At 55.6% G+C, this 24529-nt stretch carries 19 protein-coding genes and 2 pseudogenes; 14 read left to right on the forward strand and 7 right to left on the reverse strand.

Features of this window, described 5'->3' with window-relative positions:
- Window positions 1-18: 18 nt before the first annotated feature.
- Genes brxC through ACZ500_RS01545 form a run of 6 tightly spaced genes read left to right on the forward strand, consistent with a single transcriptional unit; the run spans window position 19 to window position 11704 of the window.
- Window positions 19-3639 carry a BREX system P-loop protein BrxC gene (brxC, locus tag ACZ500_RS01520; protein WP_464230770.1) on the forward strand — a complete coding sequence of 1207 codons (3621 nt, stop codon included), beginning with the start codon at window positions 19-21 and terminating at the stop codon, window positions 3637-3639.
- A gap of 2 nt (window positions 3640-3641) precedes the next feature.
- A complete protein-coding gene (locus ACZ500_RS01525; RefSeq protein ID WP_464230771.1) occupies window positions 3642-5708 on the forward strand; it encodes an Eco57I restriction-modification methylase domain-containing protein in 2067 nt (688 codons plus the stop codon).
- Window positions 5696-6142 (forward strand): HEPN domain-containing protein, encoded by a 447-nt coding sequence (locus ACZ500_RS01530; protein ID WP_464230772.1) that lies wholly within the window; start codon window positions 5696-5698, stop codon window positions 6140-6142. The genes ACZ500_RS01525 and ACZ500_RS01530 overlap by 13 nt, the downstream gene beginning before the upstream one ends.
- On the forward strand, window positions 6139-7461 hold the full coding sequence (locus ACZ500_RS01535) for a tyrosine-protein kinase family protein (protein ID WP_464230773.1): 1323 nt from the start codon (window positions 6139-6141) through the stop codon (window positions 7459-7461). The genes ACZ500_RS01530 and ACZ500_RS01535 overlap by 4 nt, the downstream gene beginning before the upstream one ends.
- Window positions 7458-8930 (forward strand): P-loop ATPase, Sll1717 family, encoded by a 1473-nt coding sequence (locus tag ACZ500_RS01540; protein WP_464230774.1) that lies wholly within the window; start codon window positions 7458-7460, stop codon window positions 8928-8930. Before ACZ500_RS01535 ends, ACZ500_RS01540 begins: the two co-directional genes overlap by 4 nt.
- The gene (locus tag ACZ500_RS01545) at window positions 8927-11704 is read left to right on the forward strand and encodes a BREX-1 system adenine-specific DNA-methyltransferase PglX (protein WP_464230775.1); all 2778 of its coding nucleotides are present in this window, start codon (window positions 8927-8929) and stop codon (window positions 11702-11704) included. The genes ACZ500_RS01540 and ACZ500_RS01545 overlap by 4 nt, the downstream gene beginning before the upstream one ends.
- Window positions 11705-11966: 262 nt before the next feature.
- On the opposite strand, the gene ACZ500_RS01550 is transcribed toward ACZ500_RS01545, so the two are convergent.
- A complete protein-coding gene (locus ACZ500_RS01550; RefSeq protein ID WP_464230776.1) occupies window positions 11967-12437 on the reverse strand; it encodes a hypothetical protein in 471 nt (156 codons plus the stop codon).
- 13 nt (window positions 12438-12450) lie between these two features.
- Between ACZ500_RS01550 and ACZ500_RS01555 the strand changes: the two are divergent.
- The 4 genes and pseudogenes from ACZ500_RS01555 to ACZ500_RS01570 form a co-directional block, all read left to right on the forward strand.
- Window positions 12451-12864 (forward strand): annotated as a pseudogene (locus ACZ500_RS01555) (HsdM family class I SAM-dependent methyltransferase); the annotation flags it as partial.
- A 26-nt stretch (window positions 12865-12890) separates the two neighbouring features.
- Entirely contained in the window at window positions 12891-13115 is a 225-nt protein-coding gene (locus ACZ500_RS01560) for a hypothetical protein (RefSeq protein ID WP_464230777.1), read from the forward strand.
- Window positions 13116-13166: 51 nt separating this feature from the next.
- On the forward strand, window positions 13167-13643 hold the full coding sequence (locus ACZ500_RS01565) for a DUF6088 family protein (protein WP_464230778.1): 477 nt from the start codon (window positions 13167-13169) through the stop codon (window positions 13641-13643).
- Window positions 13644-13786: 143 nt separating this feature from the next.
- Window positions 13787-13930, forward strand: coding sequence for a hypothetical protein (locus ACZ500_RS01570; RefSeq protein ID WP_464230779.1), 144 nt, complete (start codon window positions 13787-13789; stop codon window positions 13928-13930).
- 334 nt (window positions 13931-14264) lie between these two features.
- On the opposite strand, the gene ACZ500_RS01575 is transcribed toward ACZ500_RS01570, so the two are convergent.
- Window positions 14265-15356 carry a PQQ-dependent sugar dehydrogenase gene (locus ACZ500_RS01575; protein WP_464230780.1) on the reverse strand — a complete coding sequence of 364 codons (1092 nt, stop codon included), beginning with the start codon at window positions 15354-15356 and terminating at the stop codon, window positions 14265-14267.
- An 854-nt stretch (window positions 15357-16210) separates the two neighbouring features.
- Between ACZ500_RS01575 and ACZ500_RS01580 the strand changes: the two genes are divergently transcribed.
- Entirely contained in the window at window positions 16211-16606 is a 396-nt protein-coding gene (locus tag ACZ500_RS01580) for a VOC family protein (protein ID WP_464230781.1), read from the forward strand.
- Between the two features lie 62 nt (window positions 16607-16668).
- Complete coding sequence (locus ACZ500_RS01585) at window positions 16669-17274, forward strand: multiheme c-type cytochrome (protein WP_464230782.1); 606 nt, start codon at window positions 16669-16671, stop codon at window positions 17272-17274.
- A 5-nt stretch (window positions 17275-17279) separates the two neighbouring features.
- On the opposite strand, the gene ACZ500_RS01590 is transcribed toward ACZ500_RS01585, so the two are convergent.
- Window positions 17280-17429 carry a hypothetical protein gene (locus ACZ500_RS01590; protein WP_464230783.1) on the reverse strand — a complete coding sequence of 50 codons (150 nt, stop codon included), beginning with the start codon at window positions 17427-17429 and terminating at the stop codon, window positions 17280-17282.
- 283 nt (window positions 17430-17712) lie between these two features.
- Between ACZ500_RS01590 and ACZ500_RS01595 the strand changes: the two genes are divergently transcribed.
- Window positions 17713-18819: a Fic family protein gene (locus ACZ500_RS01595; RefSeq protein ID WP_464230784.1), complete on the forward strand. Its 1107-nt coding sequence runs from the start codon at window positions 17713-17715 to the stop codon at window positions 18817-18819.
- A gap of 38 nt (window positions 18820-18857) precedes the next feature.
- Window positions 18858-19496 (forward strand): annotated as a pseudogene (locus ACZ500_RS01600) (hypothetical protein); the annotation flags it as partial.
- Here ACZ500_RS01600 and ACZ500_RS01605 read toward each other — a convergent pair.
- From ACZ500_RS01605 to ACZ500_RS01620, 4 genes are all read right to left on the reverse strand, one after another.
- Complete coding sequence (locus tag ACZ500_RS01605; protein ID WP_464230785.1) at window positions 19450-20877, reverse strand: glycoside hydrolase 5 family protein; 1428 nt, start codon at window positions 20875-20877, stop codon at window positions 19450-19452. The pseudogene ACZ500_RS01600 and the gene ACZ500_RS01605 sit on opposite strands and share 47 nt — an antisense overlap.
- Window positions 20878-20946: 69 nt before the next feature.
- Complete coding sequence (locus ACZ500_RS01610) at window positions 20947-23454, reverse strand: hypothetical protein (protein WP_464230786.1); 2508 nt, start codon at window positions 23452-23454, stop codon at window positions 20947-20949.
- A gap of 459 nt (window positions 23455-23913) precedes the next feature.
- On the reverse strand, window positions 23914-24285 hold the full coding sequence (locus ACZ500_RS01615; RefSeq protein WP_464230787.1) for a LysE family transporter: 372 nt from the start codon (window positions 24283-24285) through the stop codon (window positions 23914-23916).
- Between the two features lie 4 nt (window positions 24286-24289).
- Complete coding sequence (locus tag ACZ500_RS01620; RefSeq protein ID WP_464230788.1) at window positions 24290-24460, reverse strand: hypothetical protein; 171 nt, start codon at window positions 24458-24460, stop codon at window positions 24290-24292.
- Between the last annotated feature and the right edge of the window lie 69 nt (window positions 24461-24529).

Genomic DNA, 24529 nt, shown 5'->3' on the forward strand with positions numbered 1-24529 from the left:
ACGTGGAGAGCGCTCATCATGCAAATCGGTGAAATTTTTGAGACGAGGATCACAGAGAAAATAGAACCTGTCATCAAGGTGGGTGAAGTGCAGGATGAAAAGAAGCTCGCCTCGGAAATTGGAAGTTTTGTCGTAACTCCCCATATCGAGGAATATACGGATGCCTTCCTCGACCACTATACCGATACCATCCGGAAACAGACCACGGAGATCGGCGTTTGGATATCGGGCTATTTCGGCTCAGGCAAGTCTCATCTGGCAAAGATGCTGGCCCAGGTTACGGCAAATCGCACCTTGGATGGTATTCCAGCGACCAAGCGATTTGCCTCGCGCGTCCCTTCGTCAGCGGAAAGGAAAAAATCCATCGAGCGATCTTTGAGCCTGCTGAACAACTGTGCAACGACCGTTCTGGCCTTCAACCTCAATACTCTGATAGACAGCCGCAGCACTCCTCTGCCCACCCTTCTCCTTTCTCAGTATTATCTGTCAAAGGGATACAGCAGCAACTATATCTTTGCCAAAGTCATCGAGGCAGAGCTGGATAAACTCAATAAACTGCCGGCCTTTCACCAGGAGGTAGAAAAAAGGTCAGGAAAAGCATGGGGAAATATCCAGGCTAATCCGAACTCCTACCGGAAGCATCTCTATGGGGCCGTATGCGACATTGCCTCTGAGCTTTTTTCAACTTTGGAGGAGGTTGCAGAAGCCCTGCGCAACGCCGAAAAAGGCGAAATCTTCAACATCGAATTCCTGATTAAAACGATTCTTGCCGACGTCAAAACACAGGAAAAAGAAACGGGAAAACCCGCCCGGATCTTTTTTGTTCTGGACGAATCCGGTCAATGGATCGAGGATCAGCAGGGACGCTTGGCCCAGTTGCAAGCATTGGTGGAAGAGGCGGCCGTTGCCGGACAGGGAAGGATCTGGATTCTCGTGACCACCCATGAGGATATGGGGTCCGTCTATAAGAACGCCCATGCCTTGGACAGCGATTTCAAGAAAATCGAAGGTCGTTTTCGTTTCAAATTCGGGTTGACCACGGAGAACATCGAACTGGTCCTGGAAGACCGGATTTTCAAGAAAACGCTGACCGGCAAAAAGAATGTGGAGGCGATTTACCAGGACAACGCCGGCGTTATCCGTAGCATGGGGGAGCTGGCCGATGCCTCTCAGAACCTTCCTCAATGCAGCAGGGATAACTTTGTAATATTCTATCCCTTTTTCCCCTACCAGATCCACCTGATTCCCGAAATCGTAAAAGCCCTTCGCTCGAAGGGTGGGCGTTCCGATTCGCTCTCCGGCTCGACGCGCACCCTGCTCGCCATCACCCAGGATGTTATCCGGGCCGGACGCCGCAATTATCTTCAGGCGCCAGTCGGGGAAACGGTATCTTTCGACGAAATCTACTTTAATTTACTCCAGGAAGGGGAAATATCGGCTGACATCCGTCGTGAAATATCAAAGATCCCAAGCGTCGTACCCACCGCCACCGGTCTCACCCCCAAACTTGCGGAGGTGTTGTTTCTCACCGGAGAGCTGAAATACCTTCCCAAAACGGCGGACAACCTGGCGCGACTTCTGGTTGCCGACACTTCGCAGGATCTGGCCTCCCTGCAGCCGACTATCGAAGCCGAACTAGAAAAACTAAAGAAGGCCAAGATCGTTGCCAGAATAGGCGACGAATGGGAATTCCTGACTGGGGAGCGACGAACCTTTGAAGAAGCGGTGGACACGATCGCCGCGCAATTGAAATTTCAGGATCGGGAAGAGGGACTGAACAAGCTCATCAGCACTCATATTTTGGGATTCGACACCATACCATTCAAGGGACACGATTTTCAGGCGCGCCTGTCTTTTGACAATAAGTTGCTGGTAAGAAACGGCCATGTCGATATCCGGATCATTTCTCCTTTTGGTCACTATTCAGGGAAAACGATCAGCGATTATGAAAATGAAAGCCTCAAACCGGAGAATGAACAGGCCATTTACATCTTTTGCGATCGGGTTGCGCAATTCAGCGAGCAACTGGACCGGTATATCGCCATGAAAGAAGTGGTGGATAAATGGCTGGGCGACCCGAACAAATCTGCCGCGGAGCGTGAACTGGCCAACAGCAAGGCCACGGTGGATCTGCCGAAATTGAAGGATGCCGTTGAAGGATCCATCCGTCAAGGATTGAGACAAGGACACCTGGTCTTCCGGGGCAGCAGTCGAGCCATCGTTTGCAAAACGGGACAAAAGCCGGGAGAGGCCGTCCGCCTGGATATCGGCCACTACTTCGGTACGCTTTATCCGAAATTTGACAAACTGCCCATCCGGATCAGGTCGGAACAACAGGACATCTCCGATGTCCTGGCCGGGGCCAAGAACCTGTCTCAGGAGGTGAAGTCCCTAAAGCTTTACGATAATACCGGTAAGCTGGACGCTCACATACCGCTGATCGATGAAATTCGCATCTATCTGACAAACCGCCAAATCAAGAAGCAACGCGCTCTCGGGCAGGAAATCCTCGAGCATTTCGAGACACCACCCTACGGTTGGGATCCCAATGCCGTCCGCATCGGGATCGCGGCGGCGGTCAGGGCGGGCATGATCAAAATTGGCGTAGGCAAGAAGATTTATACCAATCCAGGCGATACGGAACTCTTGGCAACCATGCGCAACAGCAAGGCCTTCAGCAAGGCAGAGGTCATCCTCGAAGAGACGGATGTAGATACGGCCGTTTTAATCGCTGTCCGGACACTCTTGATCAAGCTGACAGGGAATCGAAAGATTGACGAGACCCCGTCGGACATCGCCGCCGCTTCCGCAAAATATCTGACGGAGGTAAAAAAGAAGGGGGCGGAGGCGCAGATCTGGGCAAAAGCGGCGAACTTCCCGCTGCCGCAAGCATTCACGGCAGGCATGGAAACCATAGAGACCCTCCTGGGTCTCACCAATCCGGTGCACCACGTCAAGGAGTGGGAGGCCAAGTCGTTGTCCATAGAAGATGAACTGAATGAAGTCCTCGCGGTTCGTGCCTTTTACGGGCAGAATGCGGAGCCCTTTAAGGGGACCAGAGAGCTTTACAGCACCCTCCAAAGCATCCAGTACAAGATACCCAAGGAGAACATCATCCATCATTTTCTCAACAATTATGCAACGGCGGATAAGGATTCAACGATCCATAAGAAGCCTGTCTGGCAGACCCTCCAGGACAACAAGGCCCATGTCCTGACGGAAGTTGAATCGTTGAAACGCATGTGGCGACAAGGGGCGACCGAATCCCTCCTTTCCCTGAAAAACCGTACTGAAGAGGAAACTGCGACGGGGCTGCTGACCTCGGAAGAAATCGCCCCATTTGAAACAGCGCGCCAAAATATGACCACAGAAATAGAAAAAGAAGCCGATCTGATCAAGATCGCGCTGCTCCCGGACAGCCTCTCGGGCCGGGTAACGGATCTGATCGTGGGCCTGGAACAGCTTATCAGAAGTAAGGGGGGCGGCGGTGGAGATGCTCGTAAACTGATAAAGAAGATAAAACTTTTCCCGTCGCCCAGAAGAATTAGAACCCTCTCCGAATGGGCCGGTTTGAAAAAAGATATGGATACACAGATCACCGTCGCATTGGATCAGGGCGACGAAGTGGAACTCTCCTGATTATGGAACCTCAACATAAAGCAAAACTCAAATCCATCGTTCTCGACCTCCGTCATATTTTGGAAGGGTATTATGACAACAGCAGCGCATGGCATCCCGGCGGCCTGGAGGAGCGCCTGGCCGCCCTGGGCGTTCGCCGGGATCGGGAAGCCCTGCCTCTTGAACAGTTTTCCCATCTATCCGAAGAGGAGCGCCACGCCCGGCTGGTTGTGGACGCTTTTATCCAATCTGCCCTGCATTCGGGACGATCAGGGGAAGAGGCCATCAGCGAGTTTCTTCAGGAATCGGCCTATACCTGGGCCAACCGCCTCATCGCTCTGCGCTGTATGGAGGCCCGGGGACTGATCGACGAGATCATCCTGCAGAAAGAAAGTTACGGTGGACGCTCCCTAAAGCATCATCGCCTGACCAGACAAAACCCGGAGGTCTGCGCTGGAGAAGACGACGGCCTGTATGCGGCTCTCTTTGCGGAGTTTGTAGAGCGGGCGGAGGAACTCCCTCTCTTCTTCCACCCCGATGAACCGGTCATCGCCCTGAAGCCCGGCGTGGCAGCCCTGAAAAAGTGCATTCAGTTGCTCTCTGCTGCCGATGAACTCTTCATCGCGCCGGACACCCTCGGCTGGGCCTATCAATACTGGAACACCGAGGAAAAGGACCGGGTGTTTACAAAGGTCCGCACCGTTAAGGGCGCAAAAATCGAGAAAGGAGACATCATCCCCGTCACCCAACTCTACACGGAACCCTACATGGTGAAATTCCTGGTCCAGAATTCCCTGGGGGCCCTCTGGATGGCCATGCATCCCGGCTCCCGCCTCTGTGAATCCTGGGCATACTATGTGCGGGACGCCGACCGAGCGCCCGTTGAAAAAAAGTCCCCCAAGCGGCTTTCTTTTCTCGACCCCTGCGTCGGTTCCGGCCACTTTCTCCTGGAGGCATTTGATCTACTCTACGCCATGTATGAGGAAGAGGGGGAACTGAAGACGCCTGGGGAGATCTGCGAGGCCATCCTTAGCCAGAATCTTTTTGGGATCGATATTGATGAGCGGGCCATCCAGATTGCCGCCTGCGCTCTATACATGAAGGCAAAGGAGAAGGATCGGGCCTTCAGACCGACACGCATCAATATGGCGGCAACCAATATCCATCCCAGCGCCGACATGGATCACCTCGCGGCCTTTCTTGACAAACATCCGGAAGACAAACCCTTCCAGGCCACCCTTCGACTGATCTTTGAAAGCCTTCGGCACCCCGATGAACTGGGAACGCTCCTCCAGATCGAAGAGCCCGTGGAAAAGGAGTTCCTCTTTCTGAAAGCCCTTGATGATGAAGCAACGGCACGACCGCCCAAACAGAGGAAATTCTTTGCGGAAATGGAAAAACCGGAACAGACGTCGCTCCCCCTGGGCGTCATATCCTATGAGGGATGGAAGGATGGCCTCCTGGCCCGACTGAGGAACCATTTTCAGGAAGAGTTCATTTCCGCTGATTTCTCAACGCGGTTTTTCGGGGAAACGGCGGGGAAAGGGTTGTCCCTGTTTGATTTCCTGTCGCGGCGCTATGATGTAGTGGCCACGAACCCGCCGTACATGGGCTCCAAGAACATGGGACCCGTGGTAAAGCGGCACGCTGAAAAACATTTCCCATCTGGGAAGCGTGACCTGTATGCGGCCTTTATTCTGCGCTGTCTGGAACTGGCCAAACCGGAAACAGGCCGGGTGGCCATGGTCACCCAACAATCCTGGATGTTTCTCCGGTCTTTTGCGGATCTCCGCGCCTTGGATGAGGAGAAGCTCAAGAAGCCCTCGGGATTCGCAGGAATCTTGCGGGAGACGTCCATAGAGACGCTGGCGCATCTTGGACCTGGTGCTTTTGGGGAGATCTCCGGCGAGATCGTCAACATCGTACTCTTCACCCTCGCTAAAAAAGCCCCGGCCACAGATCACCGCCTCACTGCGTTCCGACTCATCGGACCGAAGAGCCCGGAGGAAAAGGACAGGCTGTTACTCCAGGCGCTCAATTCCATCCATAACAAAAGTGGCTCAAGGAGCGGCAATTTATGTCGAACATGAGGCAGTCCTCGGGCGAGGACTATCCTGATGCAGCAAGAAAGCACTACTTGGATGCGCGCGCCCTTATGGGCAGACGACGTTATGACGGCGCTGCATATCTGGCTGGATATGTGGTGGAATGTATTTTGAAAACCATCATTCAGATCAACCAGGCTTCAGGTGTGTCCAGGATTCATGATATCAACAGATTAAGCACAAATGCGCAGAGGTTGGCAACGATGCCGTCTTCCAGAACGGCACGGTATTTCCCCCCGGGTTTTACGCTCACGAGGCTACCATACGGCACCCCTCCTGCGGGATGGAAAGAAACCCTTCGGTACCATTTTGAAGGAACCATTCCGAAAACAACTGCCTCGGCTTGGGTGGCGGAGGCTAAACGTCTTTATGCGCACGTACTTTGGGGTCTTATCAAGGATGGTGAGGTGAAATTATGACTGCTAAGTTCAAACACCTGGATGAGGCGCGCCACTCGGCAGTAGAGCTTTTGATCGCTGCCTTGAGCAACGCCCCGAGTGACTGCAAGATGGTGCTGATCGAAGATCTCTATGGCAAGCTTCGCCTTGTGATCTGGCCCGGTGGCGCACCTGAAGACATGATCGATGATATTCGAAAGAAACTGGGTGAGGAGGCTCAAGGTGCCTGGTCAGATGACATCTGGACTGTGAGCAAGGATGTATCGGATGCCGATAAGTTTCTTTATGAGGACACATGGAAGGAGAGCAAGCCACATCTGGATGAATCCCGCCTGCGCATCCTGGATCGTTACCGATCCCGCGGGGCATGGTTTTATCCAATGGATAAGCCTCCCTGGGGAAAGCCAGGTCGCCCAAGCACGAAGCGGCCTCCTATAGTGGTTTTTTATTCCTTCAAGGGCGGTGTTGGCCGATCTACTGCATTGGCGGCCTTTGCGATCCATCGAGCGCGGGAGGGCGAGAGAGTGGCGGTTATTGATGCGGATCTTGACGCCCCTGGCATAGGCACATTGCTCGCTGCCGATGAGGAAGGAACAACGGCACGCTGGGGTGTAGTGGACTATCTGCTCGAACGAGCTCTTGGGCCTGTGGACTTGCGGGATTATTACCATGCCTGCCGCCGCGAGAAAATCACGGGGAAAGGGGAAATTCTGGTTATTCCATCAGGTCGCGTCGACAGCGACTACCTTGGCAAGCTGGCTCGTCTGGATTTCGAACCACCGAGGCCTGAGGACAGGCAAAACCATCCCTTTTTCATGCTCCTCCAGGACGTACGTACGCAACTAAGCCCTCATTGGCTTCTAGTGGATCTTCGGGCAGGACTCGCCGAAACTGCCGGCATGGTTCTGGGAGGATTTGCCCATTTGCATGTGCTTTTTGGAACCACTTCCGAGCAGAGCTGGCGCGGCTTGAGGCTGGTCATCGAGCGTTTGGGTGCTCAGCAGGTCCTGGCAGACAAGCAGCAAGGGGATTGTGTTATGGTTCACGCAATGGTTCCAAGAGCCCCCGAACTGTCTAAGCCAGCGACACAAAGATTTGGAGACAGAGCCCGAGATGAATTCACTGAGCTTTACTACATAGAGTCCGGCCCTGATAATTTCTGGAGCATTGAAGACCTTGAAAGCAGCGACGCACCGCATGTTCCGGTCCCTGTTCGTTACGACGAAGTTCTGGCTGATTTTCGCAACCTCGATGACGTTGCTGGAACGATTGTGGAGTCGCAGGATTACCTGAGTCTTACTAACCGTATCCTCAGCCGGTTCAGGGGCGACAAACGATGAGCAAATTCAAGAAAGAGACACAGAAGGCACTCCTGGAGTTCCTTTCGGATCTTGGTTACGGGCAGGCAGAAGCAGAACCAGGGGAGTCTTTCGTGCGTCGGTTCTATCCCATCAAGCAGCACCTTCGTGCCTTCGATCCCGATGTTATGCTTGTAGTAGGAGAGAGAGGAACAGGGAAATCGGCTCTTTTCAAGGCGGTGTTCAGAAACGGATTGCTGTCCGCCCTTGCTCCTTTCGCCGCTGAACTGAGATTGCCTTATAAGAAGACCGACCTCATCAAGCTGATACCCGGATACCCTATCGGAGCACAGTTCCCCGATTCACGAGGCCTGAAGAATGCTCTGCGGACAGCCGATCAGGCTGTGAATCTTTGGTTCTCATACCTTGTAAGGGTTCTTAAAGACAAGATAAGCGACTCCACAAACTTGAAGTTTCTTGATCTTCCCGGAGGAGCGCCGGACCAAGTGCTCGATGCATTCGTAGGGTCGGGAAACTACCCTTTACTTGCTTTGGACCAGTTGGACCAGGAACTCCAGGAGGCAGATAAGTGGCTCTTTGTGGGTTATGACGAATTGGATACTCTGGGTGGTTTCGACTGGGAGGCGATGGCGAAGGCCATTCAGGGACTCGTTGCATTCTGGTCCAGTTATGCACGACGATGGCAGAGACTCCGGGCCAAGATATTCCTGCGAACGGATCTGTTTCGGCGCCATGCCGGGATTGGCGGGGCCGATCTGGCCAAACTTGCCGCAAATCGGGTGGAGCTTGGCTGGAGTGATCAGAATCTCTTCTCGATGCTCATCAAGCGTATCGCGAACACTGATGAGCTGCTTTTCGAGTATTGCAAGGGCGCTCGGATCCCCTTCAACAAGGAACCCCACAAGACGTTCGGGTATATTCCGAACCTGAAAAAAGCAGAGGATGCCCGCCCTTTTATCGAACGTACTGTCGGCCAATACATGGGCGCCAACGCAAACAAGGGACAGAGCTTCAACTGGGTCCTCGATCATCTGCGTGACGGCCATAAATGCGCTACGCCAAGAGCATTGGTCAGGCTTTTCGAGCAGGCGGCTCAAAAGGAACGCGGCAACCCTCGCACTACTCCACCTAAACTCATCCATCCTACATCGCTTCGCCAGGCTCTCGAAGATGTCTCGACAGACTACGTTATCCAGGCCATCCACAATGAATGGCCTTGGCTGCATGGGGTCAGGGAACGGATAGCGAAGGACAGGCTGGCTCCATGGAACCGGCGCGAGTTGCAGGAACTGCTCGATCAGGATTGGGACAGATCCTGGGGGCAAGGTGACAAACACATAGGCCCGCCCGCCCAGACTGCAAGGGAACTCATCGACTATTTGGTTGAGCTGGGCGTTTTCCGCGAGCGAGCCAACGATCGCATCGACGTTCCCGATATCTACCTATTTGGGCTCGGCCTGCGCCGCAAGGGAGGAGTGAAGCGGAAATGAGCACTTCCGTCCCGATAAATGAGTGCTCGCAGAGCGTTGTATTCCGTCCACTCCAGTCGCGCTTTCTCACGATCCCCCAGTCGCCGGTCTGCTACTGGCTGCGGGAGCGGTTTTTCGAACTCTTGGCAGGAAGAACCCTCGGGGATGTCGCCGATGTCTGCCAGGGACTCGCCACGGCGAACGACCCGCGCTTCGTCCGTTTCACCTGGGAAGCGCCGCCGGGTCAATGGGGACTCCCCGTCCGGAACCGCCGCTGGGTCCCCTTCGAAAAAGGCGGCGGATACGGCAAGTGGTTCGGTCACCATTTCTGGGCAGTGGACTGGGAATATGGAGGGGCGCGGATCAAGGCGTTTCCCGCCAGCGTCGTGAGGAATGAGCAGCACTACTTCAAGGACGGGTGGACGTATAGTCAAGTAGCTCGGGGATCGCTTGGATTTAGGCCTCTTCCTACTGATGGAATGATGTCAAGCAAATCATCTGGCATTTTAGTAAAAAACGAATTCAGTGGTCTTGCAGCCATTTTGAATGTTCGCCTTTCTAGCTTCGTAGCAAGAGTGATCGCAGCTCGTTTAGATATCCGGGAAAGTTACATCTCCCGCCTTCCCATGCCCGAACACCTTCCATCATCTCCCGCCCCCCTTGAGTCCGCATGCATTGCCTTGAAACGCCGCCTTGTTGAGCCTGATTCGACAGAGCGGACGTTCGCCGTTCCACCTTCACAGACTGCAATCCCCGGGAGCGATTCAGGCCCAGGCTACGGCCAGACCGAAGCCATTGCCGCGATCCTACACACCCTCGAAGGCGTCTCGGAGCGCAGGGTTTTCGCCAACTATGGCATTGCAGACGAAGATCTCCTGGCTGTGCTGGACGAAACGGGAACACCCGCAGCCTGGTTTCCTCTGATCGAGGGCTATGACGCTTTCCCCCCCCTCACCCCGGCCCTCTCCCTCGATGGAGAGGGAGTCTGGGTGCAAGGGTTACTGCCTGATGACGATGCACGCCTGCAGATCGGGACTGCCGATCTCTATGCCCTTAAATCGCGGCTCCGAAACCTCTACGAGGCAGGCCCTGGGGCGAAAGAGGATGTGGAGGATCCGGATGTTGATGCCGATAATGACGATAACGAAGAGAACGGCCAGATCGCCGTCGGTGCCCGGATCCCCATCCCGGCGGAGACCTTTCTCGAAGAATTGTCCCAAAGGCTGGAAATCCATCCAATCTCTGTCTACTGGCTCCTGAAGGAAGGCATAGAACAGGACAAATGGCGATGCCTGCCCGAGGAACGGCGTCTGATGAAAGATCGTTTTACGGTTCAGATCCTGTGCCTTCTGGGCCACCGCTGGCCAAAGCAGGTTGAGGCGGGGGAAGCGGTTGCGGATTGGGCGGATGAGGATGGAATCATACCCCTGACGGAAGGGACGGATAGAGCCAACTTACATGCTCGTCTGAGGGGACGATTGGCTGCGAACTGCGGAGAGGAGCAGGTATCGTCGGAAGAAAATGTCTTTGAAAAAGTCATGGGCAAACCCCTGGGCGAGTGGGTTCGCAAGGACTTCTTTCGCCATCACGTCTCCCAGTTCAGGAAGCGCCCCATTGCCTGGCATCTTTTGAGTGCCCAATGGTCCGGCCGTCGCCGGCAGGAAGCGGCATTTGAGTGCCTTCTCTATTACCACCAGATAAACGGAGATCTGCTGCCCAAGCTCAAGAGTCAATACGTTATCCCTCTGTTGAAACGCCTGGAGATGGAATTGCGCGGTTTGGAGAGTGCCAATGGCGGCGTCGCTAGCGAACAGAAAGAAAAGAAAGATTCTCTACGATATCGAATCCAGGAACTGAAGGCCTTCGACGTTGTCTTGACCGAGGTCAGCTCCTCGGGTTTTGGACCAAAAACCCTTCACCCCCAGCTTCGCCAGCACGCCGTCAATGACGCCATGCTCTGCCTCAAATCACGGTGGCTGAAAAAGCTGAACGGTCTGATCCAGGACGGTCCCCTTGCGGACTGGCAAAAACAGGCTGATCAGACGGCCCTCCATGCGGACTTTCCTATTTGGATAACGGATGCCATTGTCCATCTGGATTATCACTGCACTGTCGTCGGCCCAAGGCCTCCGGAAGAAAAATCCTTCATTACCGATCCCACGGCAAAAGACCTGGCGGGTTTGATCTTCGCCCAAGCAGAGGCTATGCTTCAGGGTTCGCTCCGATGTGCCTGCGATGTCTGGTGGAAGACCTTCAATGAAGCTATACTGAAACCGATTTCCGAAAGAATCAGGGACGCAAAGAAAGAATTACAATCGCTGAAAGAGCGAACCCTGGATCCCAAGGTCGATTTTAAAGAGCAGTCGGATATGAAGCGAAAGATGAATGCGTTGAAGTGCGATGTCAAGGCCTGGCAGAAGGAGTTGGACCTGAAATCAGGACAGGGAAATGCAGTGAGGGACGTCATCGAATCATGGCAATGTCCGGAGGCCCTGACGTGGGAACCTTGGTTGGCCCGGCAGGAGATATATGATCAACTCTCAAGCCTGAACGGAAAGCGTCCGCCGCCGCAGACGGTCGCGGAATTCATCCGGCAGGAAAGTCTCTATCAGCCGGATATCAACGACGGGGTGCGGGTGAACATAGCTCCGCTGCAAAAGGCGGAACTGTTGATGGCGGATATGCTGGCGGGCAAGGATGTGGACAAGGCCATTGCCGACCGGGCTGTCTGGCGCGACGATGAGCGGCGCTGGTGCCGGGAAGGCAAACTGCCGAAACCTGGTTGGTGGGAATAAAGGAATGGTGATAGCGTTTGAATGATCGTTCTTTCAAGAATTGGCTGTTTGAACATATCCACTCCGTTCTATCGAAACCGGATGAACCGGCGGCGTTTATCCTTTGGTGCGACCCGGCGTGGGAGTGGAAAGAACTTCTCCAGAGGACCTGTGGGGATACCATTGAACCAATGTCATTGACTTAAGACGTCAGCGTATATGGTTTTCCTTGTGAATATAGCTGGTTATGTTATGATCTTGACAGTCAAAAGTTTTTAGGTTGTCAAGCAGCCATTTGCAATGGCGGTTTGGCCTTTTCGCAATGTTTGTCCTTAATTATTCGATATATCGCTATATGCTTGAATCTTCGGAAATGATGATGGAACTCATGCTGGATGACGGTCTTTACCATTTCCTCCGATGGGACGTCGGATGGAATTGTCCGCATCCACCAGTTGTGGAGGTTTCGGACTCGTTCCGCATGCTCAAGCGCAATGATCTGCAGTATCCCGGTCGCGATCAAGGCGAAGTTTACAAACGCCTCGATCGTGTTCATTGCACCGGCGATCAAACGCTTACTTCTCTCATCCATCTCTTTCAGTCGCTCCAAGTCCAGAGTCTTGCCCTTCGGTACGCGCCAGACCGTGGTCCAGAAGTAGTAGCAGAAATTTCCCACGATGTGCTTGAACATCTTGAATGTGATTTCGATTTTGAATCTGCTTGCATAAAGTTCGATGATCTCCTCAGGCTGCATGGTCAAGTCGGAGGGCTACGAGTTCCTGATCAAAAAGTTCGCCGACGATTCTGGCCACACCGCTGCGGAGTTCTATACCAACCGTACCGCAGTCCACCTGATGACCGAGATGCTCGAACCCAAACCGGGTGAGTCGATCTATGACCCCGCCTGCGGTTCGGCGGGTATGCTGCTTTCCTCCGTCGCTCATCTCAAACGGCAGAACAAGGAGTGGCGGAACCTGCGCCTGTTCGGCCAGGAGTGCAATCTGCTCACCTCGGCCATCGGCCGGATGAACCTGTTCCTACACGGCATCGAGGATTTCCGCATCGTCCGGGGCGATACCCTGGCCAATTCCGCCTTTGTCGAAGGCGACCGGCTCATGAAGTTCGACGTGGTCCTGGCCAATCCGCCGTACTCCATCAAACAGTGGGACCGCGATGCCTGGTAGGCGGCGAGGACGGCTTTGCCCGGGTGGTCGGCAATGATCAGATTCGCGAAAAGGGTGGCAACCTCAGCATTCCACTTTATGTGCGGGTGCAAACGGCTGCGGCGGGGAGAGTTGCGAAGGAGCAAGCGCTTTATGGGAAAGCGAGCCTAGAACAGGCTATTGCCAACTGGCAGGAAAGCTCACAAAGGTTGCGCTCGTCGATGGATGGACTGCTGAAAATGCTGGAAGGAATCGATAATAGGCAGTAAAGAGGTTATTGTTTGACACAAAAATGCATATATTTTCGTGTCAGGTGAATTATGAATAAAATCTCGAAAAATACAGATAGTCAGATCGTTAGCCGGATATACGGGCACGGAAGGGGTTGGGTCTTTACGCCAAATCACTTCAAGGACCTCGGTAGCCGCGATGCCGTTGGTTCGGCCTTGAAGCGCCACAAGCAATCCGGGCTGATTCGCCAGTTGGCCCGAGGCCTCTATGACTACCCGAAGACTGACCCTGAGCTGGGACCCTTGCAGCCCTCTACAGATGACATCGCTAAGGCCTTGGCTGGCCGGGACGCCGCCCGTCTACAGCCGACGGGGGCCTACGCCGCCAATCTGCTCGGGCTATCCACCCAGGTGCCGATGAAGGTCACCTATCTGACGGACAGTCTTTCCCGCACCGTACAGATCGGCAAGCGGCAGATCATCCTGAAGCGGACAACGCCTCGCAACATGGCAACCGCCGGCAAAGTCAGCGGCCTGGTCATCCAGGTGTTGCGGCACTTAGGGTAGGAGCATGTTGATAAACAAGTCATCGCACAACTGGATCGCCTTCTCGATGAGGAGGCTAAAACCCAATTGGTGAAAGACATTCGTTATGCGCCCGCCTGGATTGCCGACATCATCCGCGATTTGGCAATCAGGGAGAAATCAAAATGAAAACGTTTATTGGTATGACGGAGGAACGCCGCAATCTGGTGTGTACCCAAACAGGCGCACAGTTGAACCTGGCCGAAGTGGCCGTGGAAAAGGACGGCCGATATCGTTCTCAGCAGTTTGAATCAGGACAATGTCCCTGAGCCAGACGAGTACATCAAACAGATCTGCCTTGAAAGCGCCGCATTTGTGCCGGTTTACTATTTCATGAAGTCGGGAATGACGCTGGACAGAACCGTTGAAGTGTTCGAAGGCGTGGTTTCAAGATCAGCCACGCGCTGGTTACCGATCCCAAGGAAATGGGAAAAGTGGGGTTGCAGACGGCTTAACGGGAACAAGACACCTTTTCCTACATCCCGGAGGGGGAGGGTGGTCAGAAGAACCAGGAACCGGCGCAATTCAAGTGAAGAATTCGCAGGTAAACGTCCTCGAGCGAGTTACAGCCGGTACCCATTCAGTGGGCGGCGCCTGAGCGCGTTATGGGCTGTAATGGATACGATAAATAACACCGGCACGATCGTCTGAGACCAGCATGGACCCGTCTCCGAGGATCAGCATATCTACGGGCCGGCCAAAAGCCTTTACGCCTTGAAGCCATCCTTCTGCAAACACATCGTAGCTCACTGCCTGGCTTCCCTTTAGGCGAACCCGGGTGATCCGGTATCCGATGGGCACGGTCCGGTTCCAGGATCCGTGCTCGGCAATAAATATATCCTGATGAAATTCCTTCGGAAATTGCTGACCGGTGTAAAACTTCATACCCAGGGCGGCCACATGAGGCCCCAGTTCAATGCCAGGCTTCGCAAACTCACTGCAGGACCGGCGGTCTCCGAATTCCGGATCCGGCAGGTATCCCGCATGACAAAAAGGAAACCCGAAATGCATGCCAGGGCGCCCCGCCCGGGCCAGTATGTCCGGGGGCCTGTCGTCTCCCATCCAGTCGCGTCCATTATCCGTAAACCAGAGGACACCCGATACCGGATGCCAGTCAAAACGGACCGTGTTCCGAATGCCTTCCGCGAAGATCTCGAGACCGGATCCATCCGCATTCATGCGCATGATCGTGGCAAACCGGGGATCTTCCTCCAAACAGACATTGCAGGGGGCCCCTACCGGTACATAAAGCTTGCCGTCCGGGCCAAAGGCGATATACTTCCAGCCGTGGTGGGGATCGCTGGGGAAATCGTCATTGACCACCATCGGAGCAGGCGGGTCGGCCAGCCTTTCCATGATGTTGTCAAAACGGATCACCCGGCTTATTTCGGCCACATACAAGGCGTTATTCCGAAAGGCGACACCGTTGGGGCTGTTGAGGCCGCTCGCCAGAACGGTCTTCTTGTCGCTTTGCCCGTCTCCATCATGATCCACCAGGGTATAGACATTTCCGGGATCGCGGGAGCCCACAAAAACCACGTTCTTGGTCCCCTTCGCCATACTCCTCGCTCCAGGCACATCCCGAGCGTAGATATGGATTTTGAATCCTTCGGGGAGTTTTATCCGCTCCAGATCGATATCCCCTTCGGGTATCGCCAGGGTGCACTGCAGAAACACAGCAGCAGATATCAGCATGAGAACGCAGGTCGCTTTTTTAGACAGTCGCATCGATGGACCGCTCGCTGGATGATGGATGGTCGATGAACCCTCGATCAGAATCCCCAGCCCCTTCCCACATCGAGGACGCTTCAAGATGGATCGGTTGTGTACCAGCACCCCATATCCATTACCCAATATCCAGTACCTTTTACCAACATTATTCTGTGACCACAAGTCCCTACCCGTTTCAAAACGTCTTTTCCGCGCTGGGTCGGCAGCTCGAAGGACGTCTTCTCCTTGACGGTCTTTCGGCTTTCCGGATATCCATCCAAACCCATATCCGATATCTCGGAGTTCATGACCGGCAAGCCATGGGGGTGGTGTCCTCATGGCGTGGCTCAGCTCCAGACCACGGAATTCGAGAGCCCGCCCCAGTCACCTATTGTTTCGGCGCGATGAACCGCCGCAGCAGGTCCTGCCTATAGTGAAAGCTTTAACGATTCCAATGCGTAAAAGGATCGGGGAAATCGTGAACCGCCATTTGAAGGCGTAGTAACACGCGTTTTTGGGGCCTATGTCTAACTATCCGGATTTTCATCCGTTTTCGGCTACGGTTTGACTAGCCACCCGGAACCCAGGTATGAAACAAATAGAGGACAGCTTGGAAAAAAATAATGATGTCCACAATGATCGCTATTTTACTGCCTTTGTCCCTAACAGGTTTCGCTGATGAAAGAGGGAAGGAAGAAAGAAGGCAGTACGAAGAGCAGACAAGAGAAGAGAGCAAATATCACGAGAAACAGGAAAGAGAATACCGAAAAAATCCGGAAGAGGGCCGTCCGTAAATCACCGAGATGGCGCCCTGACTCTGCGGCGGACATCCTGAGTCCATGGGCTCGCAGCGGGCGCTCCAGAAGCGTATGAAGAGTGCGAATACGATTCTGTATTGCCGGGAGTGGGAGGCGACGGTGCGGTTCTACAGGGACCGGCTGCATCTGCCCGTCCGCTTTTCAAACGACTGGTTCGTGGAGTTCGAGTTGACCCAGGGGGCGCGGCTCAGCGTTGCGGACGAACGGCGGTCGTCCGTGAAGAGTTCGAGGGGGCTCGGCATCACCCTCGCCCTGGAGGTCGATGACATCGAAGGCGTCCGGGAATATGCCGAGAGGGCCGGCTTGAAACCGACGGCGCTTCGGCGCCATCCCTGGGATGCGCGAGTGTTTTACGTGGTTGATCCCGAAGGGCACCGGGTGGAGATATGGCAGGCCGGGACGGGCGGCGAAGGGTGAGACGTCCGTTCCGGCCGGCGGGGAAAGAAACCCGAATCTTTCAATCAAGGAGGAAAAAGGTCATGCGCAAGTTGATTCCGTTCTCGTTGGCGGCTGTCCTGCTTCTCTTCTGGAACATCGGGCCGGCGGCGGCCAAGCCTTCCAAGTGCGAGGAATGCCACATCAAGATCTCGCCACTGCAGGTCCAGGATTTCAATCGGGGCCAGATGGCCGAGACCCTGGATTGCACCAGTTGCCACGGGTCCGCCCATCAGAGCGACCAGGACGTCGACAAGGTCCAGCTGCCCACGATCGCGACGTGCCAGGCATGCCACGAGGAGCAGGCCGAGCAGTACCTGTCCGGGAAGCATGCGCTCGGGCTGATCGCACTCGAGGCCATGCCGTACACCCACATGCAGCCCGCGGCCTTCGTGGAGGGCCAGAAGGGGTGCGGCGGGTGCCATACCCTGGGCTTGAAAGACCAGAGTGTCCGGGAGAGCGACAAGAGAAAGTACTATCCCTATGGGATGGACTGTCAGAACTGCCACACCCGCCATGCGTTCTCCAAACGCGAGGCGGCCGAACCGGAGGCCTGCAAGACCTGCCACATGGGCTTCGACCACGCCCAGTGGGAGATGTATTCCGGGGCGAAGCATGGTGTGACCTACCTCGTATCCATCCGGAAATGATTTCCCTATAGAACCCAGTTTCCAATCCGGAAATGAGGATTTTTCTTCACCGCTTCGCCGCTCAGTCCCACCGCTACGCGGCGGGTCCCGGTTTGGCCAATATCAATGAAATCAAGACGTTGCGTGAATATGATCTGCAGGTCGCCCGCAAGCATACGTGTAGATGGACACCGAGATCGGCACAAAAGACCATTTCCTGATGGTAACCAAATAAGAATCCTTATCGAACAATAATCTCCAGATATGCACGTCGGTATAGCCGACCGGGCTCGAACGTGTGGAGCCTCTTTGTGGCCTGCACTCTTCGGGCTTCGATCTGTCGTGCGAACCCGTGCGGTTTGCGGTGATTAGATCCTATATTCTCTGCAGATTTTGCGGAGAAAATTCTTGCCTTTGCGGTAAATAGGGATCATAATATCCGCAAGAGGTGCGGCGATTATGACGAAATATATACACGAACGGCCCGAATGGCCCAATTTTCATTGGGATAAAGAGACGTTGCCAGATCGATTGGCTGCCGTTCGGCATCGGCAGGGGCGACTGATCGGACGAATGGAAACCCTTGGCTTTTCTTTGCGGGACGAAGCGGTCCTCGAGACCCTTACCCGGGATGTCCTCACATCCAGCGAAATTGAAGGTGAAATTCTAGATCCGGCGCAAGTGCGCTCCTCGATCGCGCGGCGTTTGGGCATGGACATCGCCGGGCTGGTTCCGGCGGATCGGGATGTCGAGGGCGTTGTCGAGATGATGCTCGATGCTACCCAGAAATTCGATCAACCCTTGACCGTCGAACGTCTGTTCGCCTGGCATGCTTCGCTGTTTCCAACAGGGCGGAGTGGCATGACGCGCATCCGTGTCGGCGCATGGCGGGATGACAGCGCCGGACCTATGCAAGTTGTTTCCGGCCCTTTTGGCAGGGAACAAGTCCACTATCAGGCTCCCGATGCCGTGCGTCTCGACCGTGAAACGAAACTCTTTCTTGAGTGGTTCAGCGCGGAGCAAAAGATCGATCCCGTTCTGAAATCAGGGATCGCTCACTTGTGGTTTGTGTCGATCCACCCGTTTGATGATGGGAACGGTCGCATCGCACGGGCCATTGCCGATATGGCTCTGGCTCGATCCGAGGGGAGTACGAAGCGCTTCTACAGCATGTCAGCGCAAATCCGGCAGGAACGAAACATATATTACAACGAACTGGAACGAGTACAGAAAGGGGATCTTGATATCACGGAATGGTTGCGCTGGTACCTGGACTGTCTGGATCGTGCTATCGAAGGAGCCGAGGTGATCCTAGCCAACGTCTTCAAAAAAGCACGCTTCTGGGAATGTCATGCTAAGGTGACGTTCAGCGGCCGGCAGAAAGATATTCTGATGCATCTATTGGAGGGCCTTAAAGGCAAGCTGACCACCTCGAAATACGCCAAGATCGAGAGCTGTTCTCAGGATACGGCTTTGCGTGACATCAAAGAGCTTCTTGAGTTGGGCATTCTGCAAAAAGATACCGGAGGTGGCAGGAGCACGAGTTATTCGCTGGCAGACCTCTAAACCCTGCTGCCCGGCAAAAAGTTCCCTCTGACTATGTCCGGCAACAGGGCTGGGTCTTGATCGCGTTTCGCAATGCCCTGTGGCAACTGCTCGATGCCCCGCGCTTTGAAGCAGGCGTCGTCGACACGGTCATGCGCGGTGGAGACACCGATGCCAACGAAGCCATTTGCGGCCCCCTTGCCGACAGCATATTCTGCCAACCGACACCTGTGAAAAAGCGCATATGGGTTGACCTTGGTTCCAAGCACCTCCCCGGAGTGGAGGCCGGTCTTGCTGCATTGGCACGATATTCCACGTTGGCCGGGTCGGCCAATCCGGTTTTTGCTATGGAAGGCAAGGAGTGGAAAAGGTTTCGCATGGTCTATGATCCCATGGAACTACCGTTCGAGGATCCGAAGGCCTGCGCACTTGAGATTCGGACCTATTCTCCGGAATTGTTTGCTGAAAACGGTGTAGTGGAGCGGTTTTCCGTCTACCTGAGTTTGCAAGACACCGAGGATGAACGGGTGGAATCGGCCTTGGAGGAGATGATGGAGCAGCGTGCCCTGCGCAGCCATGCCTGTTCGCAAGCCTCATTTCCGGATTGGAAACTGAGTTCTACCGGGAAATCATTTTCGGATGGATACTATTTCAGAGACGCAGGTTGCCGCGTGTCAACTGTTCGGAGAAGGCCCTGATATCTCGCACTGCGGGCCGCCCGCAGAGTTCTTCGCTTGAAGGGGAAGAGCCGAGATGCACACATTGATCGGACGGTTGAACAACGCCTTCTCTTTGCTTCCACAACAGCGGGATGCGGTCTGCCCAGTCGAGACAGTGCTCCATCCGACGGGCGTTTCCTTCCAGGCGGCACGTTCCGCGCTCGGTAAGGCTGCGCTCCAGTCCGAAAACCCGTTCAAACTGCCGGCCGTACTCCCAGATCAAGCAGCCACCGAACCCATTTTGACGCGCGGTGCTCATGGTATGCCGAACCAGCTCGGCCTGCACCCGAAAGATGTCCTGCAATGTGGTCCGAGGAGGGAACTGAAAGGACCTTTGGCCGATGAGAGACATGCCCAGCGTGTCTTTTACAAACTGCCCACCCAGCCCGCATTCGCCGATGATGCACGCCTTTGCAGTGTCGGTCCAGCGGGGGAGGCTCGGTGTGGCGTGGGTGACGTCGAGCAGGTCATAGAAATGGAAGTCGTGGAAATCGAGGCAGTCGTCCAGCAGACCGCGGTTCCTGGTGATCGTGTTGATATACGCGAAGCCGATGGACAGCAGCAGGCGGCGGCCCCCCCTTGCGAGATGAGCGCGCAGCGAGAGGGCCATGCGCTGGAGAAATCGGAGAACGCGAAGCTCGCGCCTTCTGAAGATGTATGCCGCGCCGGCGCCTGCAAGGAAAGCGAGTCGAGAAACCGCGAGGCATGCCTCGAACGCAGCGCGCCCGTCTGCACTCGAACGCGACAGGGCCTCGCGGATGTTGCAGGGTGCGAGTGGCCACAGCATGTCGGGCTCGTTCATCAGGTCGAGGGCGAAGACGCCTCCGCGGTGGGCGCACAGCGCATCGGCGAAAGGGTGGACCGCGTGCAGGAAAAACCTTTCCTGCGCCCAATCGCTCCGCAGAAGGAGCTGAAAAGCCCCCGCACGGCGCCGAGCGGCCTCGGTCGGCTGTTTGCCCTCTTCGAAACTGGCGGCTGTAAGCAGGGTCCAGTAGATGCGCAGCTCCGCCTCCTCGGCCAAGGCGGTGATCCGGCGGACGTTGTCGAGAAAGGCCGGATCGATCCCCGCGACGATCCAATCAACGCCCCGCTGACGCCACCGAAGCCCTTCACCCTGTTCAAAGGCCCATATGCGGACCACCTGGCAGCCCCACGAACGGAGTCTTTCGAAATCGGCTCGAAGCCGGGCAATTCGCCCAGGGCCGAAGGCCGTCCCGTTCGGACGTGAGGGGTCGGCGGCGGCGATCTGGTTCGGCCCGATATCGCATCCATGCGTCCAGACATAGGGATAGTTGACGCCCAGCGCGAACCATGGGCGGCCTGCAGGGGAATCAGGCGGGAACTCTCCGGGAAGGGTCATCGGATCGCATTTCGTTGGAAAAGGGGATGGATCATCTCCAGAATCCTCCCGGCGACCATGCGCCTGCCCTCAGTTTTCGTCCGGCTTCGGCATGTGCACTGTGAGGACTGGAGTTGCGGGCTCGGGCCCGAGGTCGCCGCTTTCAAGGCGCCGTTCACGTCGGTCAACCTCGAGCTGCGCCTGCCGGGCCTCGGCTTCGCGAAGCATCAGATCGGCCTCCAGCCGGCGCGCGTGAAGTGGATCGGCCCCGGAGCACAGCCCGACGACAGGCTCGCAGTGGTATCCCCCATCGGGCAGAACGACCATGACGGTTTTCAGATCTTGGCCCGGCGTGGCGATGAGCGCCTCGAGCTGGGTCGAGAACACCGCCGAATGACGATTCTCATCCAGTGCAGACTGGGATCTTTCGACTGCCGTGACCCAGGTCTCCGCTTCGCGCTTCATCCGGGACCGGACCGCCCGCTCCCCCTCGGTGAGGTATGCAAGCCAACCCTCCTCTGCCTCGAAGCGCTTCACACCCTCGGCGGCGATGCGCTCGGCAAGACTCAGCACCTCCGGCACCAGTTCAGGCGAGAGACGTTTCTTGGGCCGTTTGCAGGTGAGCACATGGACCCTCGCCTCAGCTACCGCCTTGTCGAGCAGGGTCTGGGCATTCCGCTCGAATCGGTGTTGCGCGGTGTCTCTCAGATAGGTCTTTACCCGCGACAGGCATTCTCCGGCCCTCCTTCGGGAAGACGAAAGGTAGGCCTTTAACGCCTGAGGCTGAGGCATCGTCCCGCTCAGATCCTTGGACTGAAGCCGCTTGCGCAGCTCCGCCTCGAGTTCGCGCCCGAGCCTCATACGGTAGACGCAGCAATTGAGGTGAAAACCGATCATCGGCTCCACGATCTGCTGCTCGAGTTCGGCGATGTCGAAGCCAAGCTCGTCGGCGAGCCGGCGCAGCCTCACAGCCGGGTCCTCCGCCAGCCAGATCGGACGCAGATAGTGCAAAAGGTTCGCCTCGATATGGCATTTGAGCGCATCGAACAAGGCGCGGTCCTTGGCGGTGGCCTCCTCCATGGTGGGCTCGATTTCGACCAGGCCCGCCTCCAGGGTCTCTCCCGCCGGGAGCTCGCCGGCAGCGGTGCCCTCCTCGCCGGTGGACATGCCACCCGTCATACCCGGAGGCGCCTCCATCCGGTCGAGCGGGGGATAACCGGGACCGCTCGTCAACAGCTTGAGGATCGAACAGGCAGACGCGATGGCGGTTTCGAGCCGTGTCGAAACGGGGCATGCGGCATCGCCCAGGCCCGCAGCCCACACCCATCCGGACAGCATCCAGAGTGCGTGCTTTAGTCCGCGGAGGGATGGCCGTGTCCCTAAAGTTTCGAGCGCTGCGCGCGTGTATAGATAGGACGAGGGGTCGATGGGCGGGTGGTCTTCGAGCACCGTCCGCATCGCAGTCCACAAGGCATCGGCGCGTGCGGCGCCGATGCTCTCCCGGTCGGCCAGCAAATCACCCTCGCCGCTGCGGATGGCTTCCTCCATGTCGATGAAGGCATGGACCAGCGCATCGATCGCCCCCTTCGCAAGATTCGTCACTCCCGGCACAACCAGCATCCGCGCGGAGGCGAACCCGCCCTCCTGGCTCTCATCGAGCAAATGCCCGCGCAGGATCCCTTCGTGGCAGACGACCCACTCGGGTGTGATCAACGGCAGTCGATTCGGCAGCGCGATCGCCAGATCCGTTTCGACCATAGCCAGGTCTACACGATAATGCGACAGCGTCTCGTAAAAATTGTAGGTCACCGACCTTGTCGGATTCGGGTTCTTGAGCACACGCCTGCGCTTTTCTTCGAAGCCGGTTTCGTGCACCGTCGAGATCTTGAGCTTGCGCTCGGAGCGCAGCTTGTATGTAGTCTTGTTGGTCTGTTCCTGGCGCTCTTCACGACGGCGTTCTATCGAGTCGCTGAGCGACTCCCCCATGCTGAAGTCAATGCCGGCTGTCAGGCCGTAGCTGAGTCCGACATTGGCGCCGAGTTGCCACTCCTTCTCCTTTTCCATCCGGCTGACGACCTGCGAGCTGTCATGCCGGGTCAGGCTGCTCTCACCTGCCTTGTCGACAATGTCCGTGCTCTCGAGATCCCGACTCACCTTTATGCGGTCCCAGGTAAACACCTGTATCTCGAGTTCTTCGCCGGGGGTGAGGCTCAAGGATTCGATCAATTCACCCAAGGTCGTACCCATGTGATACCAGGCCTGTTCGAAGGCGACGGCGAACATGGGCACCGGTTCGAGCACCTCCCAGGCACGGATGCAGCGCGGCCAGGCATTCGCACAATCCGGATCGGGCGGCATGGCTGAGAACTCGTTGCTCGAAGAGGCGAAACGGATCGGAAAATCCTTGATCTTGAAGAGATCGAGGAAACGATGCACCACCGGGGTCATACCCGGCCTGGCCACACCGCAATCGCCGGCAAGCCCCGGAAAGGCTGCAGCATCGGAGAGACCTCTTGCTTCCCAATTCTCAACCGTTGCATCCCAGGGGGTTTTCAAGTGTACGAGCGGCATGGTGAGGCTCCTTTCGAAAAGGTCCATAAAAAGTCGCCCATTCAAAGTTAGTCTACGGCACAAAACCGCTTATTTGTCAAACAAAAAGCCGCTTCTGGATAGAGTCCCGCCGCTCCGGATCGACATCGGCAAGACATCCCCGATCTCACGGGACCATGGATCATGCAAGGCTCAGGAAGCGGACACGTAAAATCAAGCAAGGATGAGCCCAAGATTCGCCTTGAAAAAGTCGACATGCATGAGATTGAAGTGGTCCGGCAGATTGACAAGCAGGACGGGTTTCAATGATCGGGTTTCAAGGTGACGGACAGGCAAAAGGAAGCGATCCTGGCACAGGGGGTATTGCCGGCAAGGCCGGTGCGGTGCGGAGGCTTTCCCTACTACCGATCCAGTCGGCCGCCGGGAATCCACGGGCTGCAGCATGATAACGGTTTGAGGCAGGGGCAAGAGGCCGCGCTGGATGCTCTTTTCCGGATGGACACGAGGCTAGGCTTCGATTATTCCCATGAGTTTCAGCCCGTTGTAAAAAAGAGCGGCCGCCAAGGTTCCCAGTGCCACTCCAAGAAAGCGCATGATGTAAATATATGCTTTTCCGGTCAGGAAGGATTTTGATTTTCCAGTCAACACAGCCAACAGGATCTTTGATCTCAGGAGAAAAACATAGAAACTGACAATGAAAGCGAACAGTGCGATGATGCTTTTCTCCATCGCTGCGACCATGGTTGGGGCACCGACACTGAACCAGAACAAATACGGATGGGGGTTTAAAGCGTTCGCCAAAATACCTTTTGTCAACGAATTCGCCTCTAAAGTTTCAGGATTAAGGATGAATTCTTCCTTTTCCTGTTTTGCTGCCATGGTTTCAACATGTAATAGCAGCTCTGAAAAATGAACCTGTCTGGAGTGCCATATAATGAGTTTCCATCCGGAAATGGTCTTTTTGGCCAATCTCGGCGTCAATCTGCACGTTTGCTTGTGCGGCGACCACTAGGTCGCCTCCGCGCAAGCGCTTGATTTCCTTGATATTGGCCAAAAATCCTCATTTCCGGATTGGAAACGGGGTTCTATAGGGAAATCATTTCCGGATGGATACTAATGAAAA

It is taken from the genome of Desulfatiglans parachlorophenolica (assembly GCF_055394735.1).

Excerpts from the sequence above, each read along its gene's own strand:
- ACZ500_RS01535 (WP_464230773.1), top strand. The coding sequence starts at position 6,139 with ATGACTGCTAAGTTCAAACACCTGGATGAGGCGCGCCACTCGGCAGTA.
- ACZ500_RS01550 (WP_464230776.1), bottom strand. The coding sequence starts at position 12,437 with ATGCAGCCTGAGGAGATCATCGAACTTTATGCAAGCAGATTCAAAATC.
- ACZ500_RS01585 (WP_464230782.1), top strand. The coding sequence starts at position 16,669 with ATGCGCAAGTTGATTCCGTTCTCGTTGGCGGCTGTCCTGCTTCTCTTC.
- brxC (WP_464230770.1), top strand. The coding sequence starts at position 19 with ATGCAAATCGGTGAAATTTTTGAGACGAGGATCACAGAGAAAATAGAA.
- ACZ500_RS01595 (WP_464230784.1), top strand. The coding sequence starts at position 17,713 with ATGACGAAATATATACACGAACGGCCCGAATGGCCCAATTTTCATTGG.
- ACZ500_RS01590 (WP_464230783.1), bottom strand. The coding sequence starts at position 17,429 with ATGCTTGCGGGCGACCTGCAGATCATATTCACGCAACGTCTTGATTTC.
- ACZ500_RS01580 (WP_464230781.1), top strand. The coding sequence starts at position 16,211 with ATGGGCTCGCAGCGGGCGCTCCAGAAGCGTATGAAGAGTGCGAATACG.
- ACZ500_RS01605 (WP_464230785.1), bottom strand. The coding sequence starts at position 20,877 with ATGACCCTTCCCGGAGAGTTCCCGCCTGATTCCCCTGCAGGCCGCCCA.
- ACZ500_RS01575 (WP_464230780.1), bottom strand. The coding sequence starts at position 15,356 with ATGCTGATATCTGCTGCTGTGTTTCTGCAGTGCACCCTGGCGATACCC.
- ACZ500_RS01540 (WP_464230774.1), top strand. The coding sequence starts at position 7,458 with ATGAGCAAATTCAAGAAAGAGACACAGAAGGCACTCCTGGAGTTCCTT.
- ACZ500_RS01565 (WP_464230778.1), top strand. The coding sequence starts at position 13,167 with ATGAATAAAATCTCGAAAAATACAGATAGTCAGATCGTTAGCCGGATA.
- ACZ500_RS01530 (WP_464230772.1), top strand. The coding sequence starts at position 5,696 with ATGTCGAACATGAGGCAGTCCTCGGGCGAGGACTATCCTGATGCAGCA.
- ACZ500_RS01615 (WP_464230787.1), bottom strand. The coding sequence starts at position 24,285 with ATGGCAGCAAAACAGGAAAAGGAAGAATTCATCCTTAATCCTGAAACT.
- ACZ500_RS01570 (WP_464230779.1), top strand. The coding sequence starts at position 13,787 with ATGAAAACGTTTATTGGTATGACGGAGGAACGCCGCAATCTGGTGTGT.
- ACZ500_RS01525 (WP_464230771.1), top strand. The coding sequence starts at position 3,642 with ATGGAACCTCAACATAAAGCAAAACTCAAATCCATCGTTCTCGACCTC.
- ACZ500_RS01610 (WP_464230786.1), bottom strand. The coding sequence starts at position 23,454 with ATGGACCTTTTCGAAAGGAGCCTCACCATGCCGCTCGTACACTTGAAA.
- ACZ500_RS01545 (WP_464230775.1), top strand. The coding sequence starts at position 8,927 with ATGAGCACTTCCGTCCCGATAAATGAGTGCTCGCAGAGCGTTGTATTC.